The organism is Pseudomonas sp. D4002, assembly GCF_013385665.1.
Taxonomy (GTDB): domain Bacteria; phylum Pseudomonadota; class Gammaproteobacteria; order Pseudomonadales; family Pseudomonadaceae; genus Aquipseudomonas.
The window spans coordinates 20,650-34,782 of sequence record NZ_JACAPN010000017.1 but is presented as its reverse complement, the minus strand read 5'-3'; the positions used below and the strand labels follow the sequence as shown (position 1 = coordinate 34,782).

Annotated in this window: 12 protein-coding genes and 1 pseudogene; 2 read left to right on the top strand and 11 right to left on the bottom strand. The window is 51.8% G+C overall.

Annotated features, from left to right (window positions below):
* Positions 1-5: 5 nt before the first annotated feature.
* The 7 genes from leuD to HX824_RS10220 are packed head-to-tail and all read right to left on the bottom strand — an operon-like array spanning position 6 to position 7,317.
* Positions 6-647 (bottom strand): 3-isopropylmalate dehydratase small subunit, encoded by a 642-nt coding sequence (leuD, locus tag HX824_RS10250; RefSeq protein ID WP_177051109.1) that lies wholly within the window; start codon positions 645-647, stop codon positions 6-8.
* A complete protein-coding gene (leuC, locus tag HX824_RS10245; RefSeq protein WP_371316491.1) occupies positions 648-2,051 on the bottom strand; it encodes a 3-isopropylmalate dehydratase large subunit in 1,404 nt (467 codons plus the stop codon).
* Positions 2,041-2,811, bottom strand: a complete 771-nt coding sequence (locus tag HX824_RS10240; RefSeq protein ID WP_177051105.1) for a hydroxypyruvate isomerase family protein — start codon at positions 2,809-2,811, stop codon at positions 2,041-2,043. The genes leuC and HX824_RS10240 overlap by 11 nt, the downstream gene beginning before the upstream one ends.
* A gap of 4 nt (positions 2,812-2,815) precedes the next feature.
* A complete protein-coding gene (locus HX824_RS10235) occupies positions 2,816-3,955 on the bottom strand; it encodes a CaiB/BaiF CoA-transferase family protein (protein ID WP_177051103.1) in 1,140 nt (379 codons plus the stop codon).
* A gap of 28 nt (positions 3,956-3,983) precedes the next feature.
* Positions 3,984-5,591, bottom strand: a complete 1,608-nt coding sequence (locus HX824_RS10230; RefSeq protein WP_177051101.1) for a bifunctional 3-(3-hydroxy-phenyl)propionate/3-hydroxycinnamic acid hydroxylase — start codon at positions 5,589-5,591, stop codon at positions 3,984-3,986.
* 46 nt (positions 5,592-5,637) lie between these two features.
* Positions 5,638-6,441, bottom strand: coding sequence for a citryl-CoA lyase (locus HX824_RS10225; protein WP_177051099.1), 804 nt, complete (start codon positions 6,439-6,441; stop codon positions 5,638-5,640).
* Positions 6,442-6,456: 15 nt separating this feature from the next.
* Entirely contained in the window at positions 6,457-7,317 is an 861-nt protein-coding gene (locus HX824_RS10220) for a dioxygenase (protein WP_177051097.1), read from the bottom strand.
* Positions 7,318-7,447: 130 nt separating this feature from the next.
* Here HX824_RS10220 and HX824_RS10215 point away from each other — a divergent pair, with 130 nt between their 5' ends.
* Positions 7,448-8,353 carry a LysR substrate-binding domain-containing protein gene (locus tag HX824_RS10215; protein ID WP_177051095.1) on the top strand — a complete coding sequence of 302 codons (906 nt, stop codon included), beginning with the start codon at positions 7,448-7,450 and terminating at the stop codon, positions 8,351-8,353.
* On the opposite strand, the gene HX824_RS10210 is transcribed toward HX824_RS10215, so the two are convergent.
* From HX824_RS10210 to HX824_RS10200, 3 genes and pseudogenes are all read right to left on the bottom strand, one after another.
* On the bottom strand, positions 8,343-9,590 hold the full coding sequence (locus HX824_RS10210) for an MFS transporter (RefSeq protein ID WP_177054511.1): 1,248 nt from the start codon (positions 9,588-9,590) through the stop codon (positions 8,343-8,345). The genes HX824_RS10215 and HX824_RS10210 overlap by 11 nt on opposite strands.
* A 33-nt stretch (positions 9,591-9,623) precedes the next feature.
* Positions 9,624-10,985 carry an outer membrane beta-barrel protein gene (locus HX824_RS10205; protein WP_177054510.1) on the bottom strand — a complete coding sequence of 454 codons (1,362 nt, stop codon included), beginning with the start codon at positions 10,983-10,985 and terminating at the stop codon, positions 9,624-9,626.
* Between the two features lie 395 nt (positions 10,986-11,380).
* Positions 11,381-11,562 (bottom strand): annotated as a pseudogene (locus tag HX824_RS10200) (IS5/IS1182 family transposase); the annotation flags it as partial.
* A 29-nt stretch (positions 11,563-11,591) separates the two neighbouring features.
* Between HX824_RS10200 and HX824_RS10195 the strand changes: the two are divergent.
* A complete protein-coding gene (locus HX824_RS10195; protein ID WP_177050353.1) occupies positions 11,592-11,840 on the top strand; it encodes a hypothetical protein in 249 nt (82 codons plus the stop codon).
* Between the two features lie 792 nt (positions 11,841-12,632).
* On the opposite strand, the gene HX824_RS10190 is transcribed toward HX824_RS10195, so the two are convergent.
* The gene (locus HX824_RS10190; RefSeq protein ID WP_177050351.1) at positions 12,633-14,030 is read right to left on the bottom strand and encodes a site-specific integrase; all 1,398 of its coding nucleotides are present in this window, start codon (positions 14,028-14,030) and stop codon (positions 12,633-12,635) included.
* Positions 14,031-14,133 lie beyond the last annotated feature (103 nt).

Genomic DNA, 14,133 nt, shown 5'->3' with positions numbered 1-14,133 from the left:
ATCGCTTATCGTACTGGAGGGTCTTGTAGCCAAGGCAATAGTTCAAAACGATGAGCTTCAAAAGCACGGATTTGCTCGGCATGCTGGAGAGTCAACGCTATATCATCTAGCCCAAGTAGAAGTTTCTTCTTTTCAATTGGGTCGAACCAAAAGCTAAACTCGAGCCCGTCAGCACTCAGCGTCTGCGATTTCAGGACAATCCTGACAGCAGTGCGCGATAAGGCGCGGCTGAATAACTCATCTAGATATTGTTTTGGTAAGGTGATGGGCAGCAAGCCGTTCTTAAGACAGTTACTCCGAAATATCTCTGCGAAACTCTCAGCAACAATTGCACTGAACCCATATTCCTTAAGAGCCCAAGGTGCATGTTCACGAGAAGAGCCGCAGCCGAAGTTGTTTCTGGTAATCAAGATGCTTGCGCCCGCGGCTTGAGGTTGGTTGAGCTCAAACTCTGGGTTCAGTGGGCGAGTAGAGCAGTCTATGCCAAGCTCACCTTTGTCTAGATAGCGCCATTCATCAAACAAAAATGGGCCGTAGCCACTGCGCTTGATCGACTTCATGAACTGTTTTGGTAAGATCGCGTCAGTGTCAACGTTATTGCGATCTAAGAAAGCCGCAATGCCTTTGACTTCATTTACTGGGTCCACTTAGCAGTACTCCCTTGCATCGGCCAAGTGGCCACTGATTGCTGCCAGAGCTGCCATTGCAGGGCTCATCAAATGACTGCGCCCTCCCATCCCCTGACGACCTTCGAAGTTGCGATTGGAAGTCGAGGCGCAGCGCTCACCAGGATTGAGCCTGTCTTCGTTCATACCTAGGCACATCGAGCAGCCTGGTGCGCGCCATTCGAATCCAGCTGCAAGAAAAATTTCATGCAGGCCTTCGGTCTCGGCTTGCTGCCTCACTGTACCTGATCCTGGAACAACTAGTGCTTGCACGACATTTTTTGCGAGCTTCCTGCCTTCTACCAAGCGTGCGGCGACACGGAGATCTTCGAGGCGTGCGTTCGTACAGGAGCCGATGAATACCTTGTCCACATTGATGTCTCGCATCCGTGTGCCTGGCATCAAATTCATGTAGCGCAGAGCGCGGATCATAGCCTGACGCTTAATAAGATCAGCCTCAAGCTCAGGGTCAGGTACTTTGCCATCGATCCCGCTCTGCATGTCCGGCGAGGTACCCCAAGTTACAGTAGGGACTACCTGACTCGCATCTATGATTAGCTCTCGATCATAGACCGCGTGAGGATCAGAACGGAGGGAGCGCCAATAGGTTTCTGCCTGTGCACGGTACTGAACGGCCGGTGCATAGGGCCGTCCCCTGAGGTACTCGATCGTTACGTCATCAACACCAATCATGCCGGCACGAGCTCCAGCTTCAATCGACATATTGCAAAGGGTCATGCGTTGTTCCATCGATAGGTGATCGATTGTTGTTCCACGATATTCCAGAACGTGATCCGTGGCCCCCGACGTGCTAAGTTTACCGATGATTGTGAGCGCTAGATCCTTGGCATAGGCACCCGGAACAAGCTCTCCATTTATGTTAATGGCATAGTTTTTTGACTTCTTCATCGGTAGCGTCTGCGTAGCGAGCACGTGCTCAACATCAGAGGTGCCGATACCAAATGCCAACGCAGCAAATGCGCCATGAGTCGAGGTGTGCGAGTCACCGCAAACTATGGTCATTCCAGGTTGTGTAGCACCCAGTTCGGGGGCGACAACATGCACGATACCTTGTTGAGGCGCTCGGTACGGGAAGTAGGCCATTGCACCACTGGACCTTATGTTGTCATCAAGGGTGTCCACTTGTTCGCGAGCCAACTCATCTTGAATCGGACCGCTGCCCCGGGTGGGAGTGTTGTGGTCAGCAGTCGCGATGATGCTCCCTGCTCTCCAGGGCTGCCGAGCACCTTGCCGCAAACCTTCGAAAGCTTGCGGGCTGGTTACTTCGTTAATCAGGTGTCGGTCGATGTAGAGCAAGGGCTGGCTGGATGCAGCGGGAACCAGGTGGCTTTCCCAGAGCTTATCGTATAGGGTCTTAGCCATGATTCACCAGGGAAGCGTCACGGAGCCAACCCAAGCCTTCAAGAGTTGCTCCAACAGGGATGTATTCGCAACCGATCCAGCCCAAGTATGTTTCCTTTACTAATGCATCCTGGATGCCCTGCCAAGGCAAATCGCCCACGTTGGGCTCATGTCGGCCAGGCCAGCCTGCGACCTGCACATGACCTGCATAAGGAAGATAACGGTGGATTGCGTCTACCACGTCGAGGCCTTCCATGGCAGCGTGGTAAACATCCATGATCAAGGTCAAGCCTGGCACTGTCTGCGTCCAACGCTGAGCGTCTGCCAGTGACTGAATGAAGTAACCAGGTACCGCTGTCTGGTTTATGGCCTCAATGACAAGTTCGATACGGCCTTCAGCGCGCTGTAGAGACCATTCCAAATTTTCCTGAAATGCCAGACTTGCTAAGTGAAGATCGGCTGGCTCGACGCACCCGCAAGTTATATGAAGGAGTGGGGCATTGACTGCTAGAGCCCAATCGAGTGCTTGTTCGAAGTGGGCCTTGAAGCGTATGCTCTGACCTGGGAGAGCCGCGAATCCTTTACTGCGATCAACTAGAGGCATGTTGGCCAATGCCTGGGTGAGGCCGTGACTCTCCAACAATGCTGCTACACGCTCAATAGCTATCCCTGAGGGTGGAAAGAACTCCACTGCCAAAAAACCCGCCTCACGGGCCGCGGCAAAGCGGTCTTGGAATGGCAGTTCGTTAAACATTAGCGAGAGGTTAGCTGCGAACTTGAGCATGCTCTCATACCTTGGCTTGGTAGCGGTTACGTAACTCAGCATCGTACTCACCCAGGAGCGGAGGCGCGGTTACTTCCAAGGAGCGCTCTCCGTCAAAGCTAATGGGGGAACGAACAGTGCGCCAAGTTCCCTTATGCGGATGCGGCGCGCTGATTTCGAGTTGTAAATGCTGAGCTTGCGGGTCTAGCAAAGCTTCGCTAGTGTCGTACATGGGTGCATGAGGCACATCTTCAAACTCAAGGCGGCGGCACCACTCGGTTCGTGTCTGCCTGGCAAACTCTGCACCTAGCAGTTCGATAAGCAGCTCTTGGTTTTTAATGCGCTGAGTGCGGTTACAGAAACGCGCGTCTTCGAACAGGTTCGGACGATCAATGGCATTGGCCAGTCCTTGCCAGAACTTCTCGGGCGAAGACATGTGCAGCGCGATCCATTTTTCATCAGCGCACTTGAGTACGTAAGACTGGGAGACACTTGGCCGGCTGTATGGCCCCATGATCTCGTTTTCTGCGAAATAGTGAGTGAAGGCGTCGAGATTGAAGTGGCACATCGATTCAAGCATCGATACCTCAACCGTCTTACCCAAGCCTGTCTGATTGCGCTCATGCAGTGCACCTAGGATCCCGTAGGCTGCATAGAATCCGGTGAGTGCGTCAGCCAGCGCCGGGCCGACTACCCTTGGGTTTGCTGGATTGATCAGCAAATTGAGGAAACCACTAGCGGCCTGAGCAACTGTATCGTATGCAGGTCTTGTCGACGCTGGACCGTCCTGCCCAAACCCACTGATGGCGCAGTAGATAAGCCGCGGGTTGAGTTCGCGCAAACGCTTTTCGCCTGCGCCCAGACGATCTGCAGCGCCGGGCCGGAAGTTTTGAATGTAGATGTCAGCGTCTGTGATGAGCTGATCAAAAACTGCTAGGTCTTCCGGTAGCTTGGTGTTGAGCGTCACGCTGCGCTTGTTGCGATTATAGGTCTGAAAGTGCGGGCTATAGAGCTCGCCCTGAAAAGCCCGGAATGGGTCACCGCTACCTGGCTGTTCGATCTTGATGACCTCGGCGCCCAGATCTGCGAGAAGCATGCCGGCGTTAGGCCCGGTGATGAAGGTACCTTGTTCGATAACGCGGATACCGGAAAGAACTTTGGCCATAGCTGGCTCCTGAAAAATTTCTGAACGATCAAATGGCAGCGCGAAGGCCTGAGCAGCCGGTTTGGAGAACGACGGTCGGGGGCGAAAAGACATCTCTCAAAGAGGAGACCATGCGACCAAGGTCATCAGGCGATGCTGCTGTTGCGAAAATGTAGAAATCCGGTCGAACGAGTATGGCGTCTAGACCATGCTCGGCGAAGTAGCCGGGTAGCTTGTCACTGGGGTCAAAAATGGCGTGGGGATCTGTCGTTTCATTTGCTGCCGCCAAATATGCGACCTTCGCATTGATACTCTCCAGGAACTTGCGATGCTCGGCTGATAGCGCGGCGAGAATCGACTTCTCGCGAACGAGGAGCGAGAAGCCGCCGCCCACCAATTGATCCATCGAGCCTGTCTCTTTTCCACGATGCACGGTGCAGTGTGGTGCCAGTCGGCCGAGGAGTGCCTCGTTGCCGCCGCCCAGGGTGCCTTCTCGCAAATGAGGGAACGGCGCCATTGGTGGATGGGTTCCTTCGACGAAGGCTTTATCTCGTGCTGCTGCTTTGATTGGATCGGCAACACAGACAATTTCGCCTAGATAAACCGAAGCATCGATCACCTCGGTAATGTGCGACTTGCGTTCGATTTCATAGTGATCTAGCAGCTCCTCACTGGCTTTATTTTGCAAGACCATATTTAGTCGCCACCCCAAGTTCAGCGCATCGCGAATACCAGAGCACATGCCTTGGCCCATGAACGGCGGCATTGTATGAGCAGCATCACCAACTAAAAAGATGTTGTTGTCACGCCACTGTTGGGCGACCAAAGAGCGGAACGTGTACACCGCATGTCGAAGAAGTGTCGCTTGATCACGTTGTACCCAGCGATTGAGTAAGCCCCAGACATAGTCAGTATCATCCAGCTGCTCACGTGTCTCATGCGGTAGCCGCATGATTTCCCAGCGACGTAACGGGCGCCCATTAACCAAGCCGCCAGGAACGAAAGTGGTTGGGCGTTCTGGATTGCAATGTTGGCCTGCGGCAGGGATATCGAGCTCCACTCCGGAATTTAGCTGAACGTCCACCACCAGCCAGTCGGCCTGGAAACCCCGATCTTCCCAGGCTATCCCAAGGGCATTGCGAACTGCGCTGTTCGCTCCGTCAGCGCCAATAAGGTAACGACCAGTGATCAGCATCTCTTCGCCTGTCGGAGTATTGACGGCAGTTACGGATACGCCGTCAGTGGTTTGGCTGAAGGTCTTTGCTTCATGCTCTAGCATTACGGAGACATTCGAGAAACTGCGCACCCTAGAATCGAGCGCCTTCTCCAGGGACGGCTGATGGAAGAAATATGCTTGAGGTCCTCCGGAAATCGAGTCTACTGTCCAGTCGATGTCGATGAGTGTTTCCCAATGCTGATTCATCCACTGGTAGCGAGGTGAGGGCGCGGCAAAGCTGTCGAAATTAGCTAAGCAATAGTGGGCATGCAAGGCACGGTGAATCTCATGGTCCATGCACACCGCACGAGGCAGAGGATAGGCATAGGGGTGGCGTTCCAGAACGGTCACGTGGTGCCCTTGTTCGCCCAGGAGAGCACAGAGGACGCGGCTTACTGGTCCGTATCCGATTAGAATTACATCGGTCATCAGATGTTTCATGACTTGGCCCATTTTTGTAGTTGTTGCCAGGGAGGTCGTGTAAGCGCTATAACTTGAATCCGTCCGGAGCATCACCGGTGTACTGGTACTCACGGGTAGCTTGATAGGAAAGCGCGAACCCGATAGGCGCAGAGGTTTGCTCTTCGTGCAAATGCGCAATTAGACCTGCGCTGCGTGCCAAAATGGGTACCCCGCGCAGTGCTTTCAGGGGGAATCCAGCACCCAGAAGCACAGCTGGAATTGCTGCCGATACGTTCAATCGCAGTTCCTTGCCGACTATCGAAGGAATGACCGATTCGACTACTTCGGCAATTTTCACGAAAGTGAGATCTGAGCCGGCTTGTTCGGCGGTGTTGAACAATGCTGCAACACGTGGGTCTCGCTCTTTATGTAAGGGGTGGCCGTACCCAGGCAAAGGGCGTTTAGCCAATCGGTAAGCGGTGACAATTTCCCTAGCCGCATCCTCGACACTCACATCTTTATCCATCAGTTGCTTGATCTCATCAAGGAGTGCACCAGCATCCGCCGACGCACCAAGGATCACAGAGCCGCAGCCGAGGAGGCCGGCGGCTACTGCTCCTTGTACAGCTTCAGGAGATGCTGCGAGGGTCATACGCGCAGCTTGTACACTTGGTACCAACCCATGTTCAGTGATTGCAACTAAGGTCGCGTCAAGCACTTTTAGGGTGGCTTTACTCGGCCGACTACCAGTCAGCAGAAGGAAGAAGTACTCGCTAAAGCTGAACTGCCCAATTACGTCTTGACACAAGTCCAAGCCCCGAACCACGATCGTGTCTTCGTTGGATGTGCAGATGGCACTGCGAGGAATAGTTTCTTTGCCGATTTTCATTGGTTTGTCTCCTGGTCAGACAGATGTCAAGCGGAAGTCGAAAGGCACGGTGTAATAGATATGGGCCACATTGGTGCCGTCGGGCGCGATACCAGCCGGATGCTCGATGAAGTCAACAATCAGGCTGCGCTTCACGCCGAACACGCAGTCCGAGTCGAGGTAGGGGCTGTTCGCGACAAAAAGTTGAGTATTTACCGGGTGGTAACCGTCAGCGCTGAGCTTGAAATGAATATGACCTGGACGATTGGGATGACGGCCCAACTTCGCTTGCATTAGTCCAGCTGGACCATCCTGAGGAATGGGGTAATAATTGGGTCTAATCGACCAAAAGCTATATCTGCCGTTCTTATCAGTAAGGAATTTGCCTCGAGCGAGCATTTTTGTCTGCCCAGGTATCTGCATGTCATAGTTGCCTTCACCGTCGCCGGACCAAACATCCAGCAGTGCATTGGCGATTGGATTGCCAGCGTCATCGATGACATAGCCGTAATAGTAAGTCTTCAAGCCAGCCACGCCATTGGAAATGTCCGCACCCTCAGGCAGCTCAGGCGCACCTTGCCAGTAGTAGGGGCCCTCGACCGTTTCTTCGAGGCAGTCGTCACCACGATGCTGGTTGATACCGATGGTTAGTGTGGAGACGCCAAGCAAGTCTGAAAGCAGGATGAATTCCTGACGTTTGTCGGTGCAGATCTGTCCGGTGGATGTCAAAAAGCAGATGGCTGAAAACCATTCTTCGGGAGTGAGCTGCAGCTCCGTTACGCAGGCGTGCAGATGGCGGACGACCGAAGTCATGATTTGCTTGAAGCGGGGCTCATCGCAGCTACCAAAGCTATTGAGCACGTCGCGCAAGTGCGCCGCACAGTCGAACTGGGCCATGGAGGTCTTCCTTCTCTTGTTATTTACGTAGGCAGAATTTCAGCACCTCAGCGAAGGTTACGGCCTGGACTTAACAGAGAGAAGTGATTATTTTGAATAAAAATAATCGATGCTATCACTGAGGCTGGTCATGGAGCTACGTCACCTGAGATACTTTGCTGCACTGGCTGAAACCCTGCATTTCACGCGGGCCGCAGAGCGCACCCACGTTACTCAATCAACCTTGTCGCATCAGATCCGACAGCTCGAGGAGGAGGTCGGTGTCCGGCTCTTTGATCGCATCGGAAAGAAAGTATCGATAACCGAAGCTGGTGACCGGTTGCTTTCCCAGGTTCTACCGGCCCTCAAGCAAATTGATGTCGCCATTCATGCCATCACCCGTACGCCAGGTTCTGCCAGTGGCCATATCCGTATCGGAGCGACATATAGCTTCAACATTCGTTTGGTACCGGCCTGTATAGCCAGCTTCCTCTCACGTAACCCTGATGTAAGCGTTTCAGCAGAGGAGCTTGCGCAGGATCTCATCATAGAGCGTCTGGAGCGTAACGAATTGGATTTAGGCATCGCATATCGGCCCACAGACGGACACGATCTTTGGTTCGAACCGCTCTACAACGAAGAATTAAAGCTTGTAGTTAGCACTGATCACCCGCTTGCCAAGCGTAAGAGTGTACGCATGATCGAGCTGCACAACTTGCGTATGACTTTGCTTCCACGTCATTTCATGACGCGTCGGCAGTTGGATGAGTGCTTCCGCTCTTCTGGAGCGGAGCCGGTCGTTGCAGTCGAAATGAATACCTTGCTACCAATGCTTGAGCTGGCACGCCATACGGATCTGGCTTGTATCGTTGCTGAAACAGCAATCGGTTCACGTTCTGGTTTGAGTGTCATTGCGCTTGAGAACCCAACACCAATCCGAACGCCGGGATTGCTTTGGAAGAAAGGAGGGACGGATGACGCGGCGATTAAACAGTTCGCCAGCGTCGTCCGGAAAGCCACCGAAGCCGGCGGCTGCAGCATCGAAATCACACCTTGATGGTAGGCTGTGAACTAGTTTTTGAGTTGGCTTTAAGCGGGGCAGTCTCTTTCAGGAACAATGCTATGAAGAACCCCAGAATCAGTCCACCCATGGCGAGATACAGGGTATATTGGATCCCGTGGTGCTGGGCGATGTAGCCTGCTAGAGCAGGGGCGACGCCACCGCCAAAGATCTCACCTAGGCCTACAACTACACCTACCGCCGTGGCTGCCAAATGGGGGGGGACCGCTTCGTTTGTCAGTGGGCCAACCGTGAGGCAGGTAAGACTGAAATTAAAAAACGTGGAGAAGAACAGCGCTGTGAACAATGGGAGCGGATTTGGCCCCATTTTGATCAGTAGGGTCAGAAACACGCCCGTGCCGATGTAAGAGGCAAGAAGCACTGTTTTGCGCCCTAATTTGTCAGACAGCCCAGGAAGGATCAATTGACCAGCAAAGCCTCCGAGACCAATAGCGGACATTACGAGTCCCATCGACTGTACATCTAGCTTTAGGTAGTCGGTTAGGTAGTTTGGTATCATCGCGCTAACTACAAACAAGCAGGTCAGGATGCAAAACATGCTAAAGATATTAACTATTACATTTCGATATTTAATAACGTCTTTCCAGCTACTTTGTTGCCTGTGATCAAGGGGTTTTGCTGGTGAACCCAGTTGAGGTTGCGCTCGCAGTGTACGATGAAGCATCCAAGCAACCAACAGGCCAGGTACTGCAACTATGACGAATACCCAGCGCCAGGATGGAACGATAAGTAGCAAGTGGGTAGCAAGAATTGGCCCAAGGCCTAGGCCTAGAATTGGAAAGGCAGCTTGTTGAATGCCGATGTTCAGACCGCGCCGTGAGGGCCTCGAGACTTCTGCAGTCGTAGCAATGCTAGTGGGCGTGAATGCCCCCTCTGCTACTCCCATGACGGCGCGAATAACTAACAGTCCTCCAATGCCAGATACTACGCCTGATAAACCTGCGAGTGCCGAGAACACAATTATTGAAGAAACCAGAATTAATTTTCGGCCAATGCGGTCGGATAGCCGCCCCATGATTATTGCCGAGAGCCCCCAGGCGATAGCCAGCACGGCAGATATATTTCCAAGGTCTTGATAGTTTAAATTAAGATCTTTCATCATCGTGGGAAATAGTGGGAGTATTATGAATCGATCAAGGCCAACTAGGCCGAATGCTATAGACAAAATTACAGCGGTATACCATTCGAGGCGCGCTTTGTACTGGGTGAGCATTTCGATTTTCCGCCGGAAGTAGAAGGAAATGATTCAAAAGTAAACTAACAGCTCAAAGGTACTAGTGAATTGTGATTGGTTTCTTGCTGATCCAAACGCTTTGTCATCCGTAGCGCTCTGCCAGTCGTAACGTAATTCAGGGCGTAGAGATACAAAGTTATTTAGGTCGTAACGTAGGCCTGCAGTGATCGCGTTAAATGCGCCACGAGCAGTTGAAACAGGAAACAAAGCATAGCCCTGAGGATCGTTGAAGTATTCAATACGTGTGGAGTAGGTCAGTTTTTCTGTGGCCCGATAGCTAATGCTTGCATTTGCTCCCCACCAATGTGCACCATTGAAAGCTTCGCCAGTAACCAGGTCAATAGTATCAATACGGCCATCTCCATTTTGCTCGCCGTAAACGGCTTCAATGCTGCCGTTCCATAGACTATCAAATTCATGCCATAGGGTCACAGCATGCTGTTTTCGCTGCTGGTCTCGAGTTGAAAGCAATCGTGCAGTAGGCATTTGGATATCGCCGAAGCTGGCGTTTTGTTCCGCTCCTGAGTAAAACTCATAATCCAGCCAAGTTTTCATGTTTGGGGAGCGCCAGCGAACTGCGCCAATTAGGGAGGTGACATCATTGTTGTCCCGCATATTGTTAATGCCACGGACGGGCCCTCCTTCGACACTAATGATCCCTGAATCACCCTTGTATATCGGAAGAGCAGCGACCAAGCCGAAGACCGTGCCTGGTTCGGTCACGAACGAATAAGATTTTGTTGCGAATAGGTTGCGCGACTGTCTCGGATTTGGAGGAATTTCGTTACCGATAGCGGGTCCGAAAAGCCCTCCCCAGACCGTGACGCCGGGCCCCCACGGAAGGTAGGCCGTGGCTAAGACGTTGGGCATGGCCAAAAATAGCTGTCTATTTCGTTTTGCCGCTTCGGAATCATCATCGCCTGGCGAGTTTTCTTCCCAATGCATGTCCCAGCCGAAAGTGCGGGCAAACTGAGCGTTTCGTCCATACAGCGCCTCAATACTAAAGCCAAAAGATAATTGCTCTGGATTTGGGCCAGGTAACGGAGTTATCCGTGGGATGAAATTCCCGATAATAGGTTTTTCTATAAAAAGATGTACTGATCTCAACTCGAAACCCTCATCGCTCTCTCCTGCAATAGGTAGATTGCTAAGACCTTTGCGGCGCTCGTCGTGGTAAGAACGATTGTTGCGTGAGTACCCCACGTCTAAAAGTCCGGATACGTGAATGCCCCATTTATTTAGTGTTTCTCCAGCTAGCGCGTTCGCTAGAGATCCTTCGCCATAATGATCTTCTGGTTGGGCGTATAAATTTTCAGGTGTAAATAATGACAGTGGCAACGCTCCGGTAAAGCAGTGTCTTATTGTTGTTTTCATACAAATCTCGCGGGCGTGGAGGTACTTCGGAGTTAAATTGGGGTTTGAGGTTTCTTTAGTTTAAATGTGATTTTGGATTAGGGCGGAGACGGGCTAGGTCTATATTAATCGAGGCTTCTGATGTGTTAGTAGAAAGGCGATGTTGATGCCTGTCATGAAGTTACCGTCCTTTTTTGATTTTTATCGGATAGGTAATTGCTTTGGCGTGTGCCTTGGATGGCTAATTCGAGTTCAAAGTTAGATTACGTTGCTGAGGGTGTTGTTAAAAATGAATATTTTCACTAGTAATAAGCGATAAGGTAGATCATTCGTTGCGGAGCGATGCATCTACACGCAATGCTTGAAGGCGCTGCGTGTTTAGCTGCCTAAAATCGCCTCTCAAAAATCGACTCTGATCTGAGCTCAACGAGTGAGGGGTGCGGCTTGCGACCACCGCCGGCCATTGGGTTATGCGACTCGATCAATGCCACCAAGCCGCTACGCGGCACCACCTGCACCATCTTGGCCAAGAAAGGCGTGCGGGGGTCTGCTTGCGCTTACCGACGTACTCGAAATCGGAAAAGCTCATCTGACTCATTGGATGGAGGGCTTGTAGACGGCTGTTAGATGGAGGGCTATTTCAGCACAGGTCTGACGGTTTGTGCTGACTTGATCGGAGAATCCATAGGGAAACTCCGCCTCAAAGTATTGAGCGACAGTGCGCGCATAGTAATGGGTAAAGTCTTACTTTATTTTATTCAACGATATCCAGAAGTGGGTGTGGAGGTTGAGGTAGAGAATCGAGCTTTTGATATCGTTTGGGCAGGATTTAATGCCGGCGTTGGCGCGCCAACACAGCCCCTGAAAACTTTATAACCATCCATATCGGTCATGGGGTAAGCTGGATAGCTGTCGCAACTTCCGACTATCTTTCTGTAAGGCCACCCATTTTGGTAGCGTCAGATCTGAGAATCTACAAGTTTATTCAGATTCGCATTGGAACTGGCTCAATATTTAATTGGGGGACTCCGCAAGATGAGTATGTGATCGTCGAGGTATCAGGAGAGCTGTGTGTCCATGAAACATAGCTTGGTGTGGAGCCAGCGCTGACTGGTGTCGGTATTTTCTATTTTTTGCAATTTCGTGCGGCTGAGTAGTTAGCTGGCGGAAATATGGTAAGTGCGCTTTCTGATTGGAGTTTAGATGCGACGCCGTTCTTACTCTATCCTTGTGGCCGATCAATGGCGCCGGGACTCGCAGAATTCACGTGTATGTTAAAGGGTTTTGATCATGCGCTTGAATGAATACTATCGATATTTGCTTTGAATTGGTGGTTCGAAATTGACTGCCGAATTATGAGTTGGATTAGAGTTATTTTCATTTATTATTTCCCCCGTACAGGATCGTGACTAGTGCCATTTCCGAGTGGCGCGAGCCTTCGCAGGCTACGTCCTGCACTCCGGCATTGATACCAAGCGGTTAGGTGTGGTCAAGCCACGATCCGCTCTCTTGAGATTCTGCATCGTTCATCTATCTACTGCTTGCCAGCGGTAGAAAATGAGTCCCGAATTGAGGCTATTTCTATTCGGGGAATAGCGGAAGCTGCTTCTATTTCAATAACTAGCAAGCCCGATGCGAGTCTCGTTTCCCGCTCCGCTTACATCCTCATTATTTTTCAGTTGCTGGCGCTTCTAGGATAAACTCAAGGCGCTCTCCCAGCATGCGCCATGCTTCAATCTTTTCCTTGGCATAGTCATAGTGCAGATAATGTCGGCGTATCCTTGAGCCACCCAGCAAGTGATTCTGGCACCGATCAATGATCTCCAAGGTTACGCCGAGCTCCTGCATCATTGTCGCGCCAGTACGACGTAAATCATGCGGAGTCCATTCGCCCTTGTTACCCTGGCTTAGTACTAGTGAATCGTCGTGATGCCGGCCAGATAGAGGCTTGCTGCGATTTTTGAAGCAGCATTGGCGGTCTCCGATCAGCTTGCTGACTGTTTTGGTATCCACATGACTGCGTTCGTCTTTGCTGGGAAAGCAAAACGGGGTGTGGCCTGTCTCTTCTCTAAGGCGTTTGAACTGGTTCAGCGCGAATGATGATAAGAATACATGGTGATCCTGCCGTTTACCTTTATGGCCTTTGGTGGCTTCTGCTGGGATGAGCCAGGTGCCGCTTTCTAGATCGACATGTCGCCATTCGGATTTTAGGAGCTCTCCAATGCGACAGAGCGTGCTAAGGCAGATCCAGACTGCGCATTGCACGCGGGAGTTAACCGGTCGGATGCCGGCATATTTTCGGCCAGCGGGCAGGGCATCATAATCTCGCGCTAGGCGAATGAAAATTTGCTGCAGCTCTCGGATTTCTGTGTTGGATAAAAGCCGATCGCGCTGCTCCTGGTAGTTATGATCAAGTAGTTTTTTGACGTCAACGAGGTTGGCAGGGTTTCCATCGGCCATCAACGTGCGCCAAGGTTTACGTTTCTCAGCCCATCGGAGCATTTGACCTATGTCGTTGCTGCGAATGACGAGGGTACGGTTTAGCCCCCGGGCTTTAATCGAGCGCAGAACAGTCAGAAGGTCTTTTTCCGTGATATCTCGCAGCGGTTTTTCGCCAATGATTGGTAGGACGTCTTTGGAGAAACTACGGCGTAACTCCGCATTGCCGTCTTGGCGAGAAACACCATCACGCATCCACTCTTCGAAGAGATCAATAACAGTCTTGTTCTCTGCTGCCAGGCGCTCGGCCTCAGCAATGGTTGCGGCGACGGCTGATTGAACCTCAATCTTCGCGGCCTTACGGGCAGTGGTGGGGTCTATGCCTTTCGCGACACTTGCTCTGGCTTCATCACGCTCCGCTCGGATCTGCGATAGCGTTTTAGTGGGCCAACTACCTAGGCGGTGATCGCGTTTGGTCCCGCCCAATTTGTACTCGTACCGAAACAGTGCAGTAATACCACGAACACCCGCACGGATCTTAGCGGTAAGGCCACCTTCTTCGCGCAGTGTCTTGCCGTTGTCGGCGGTGGTAAGCGCTTCGAGTTGCTTTACGGTCAACTTCGCCACTATCTACCCCTTGCCCCAAATGAGCGTCCACGAATTTTGCCCCACTTTTGCCCCACCGAATCGACTGGCTACCCATGGATACCTGTGGATCATGATAGCTCGT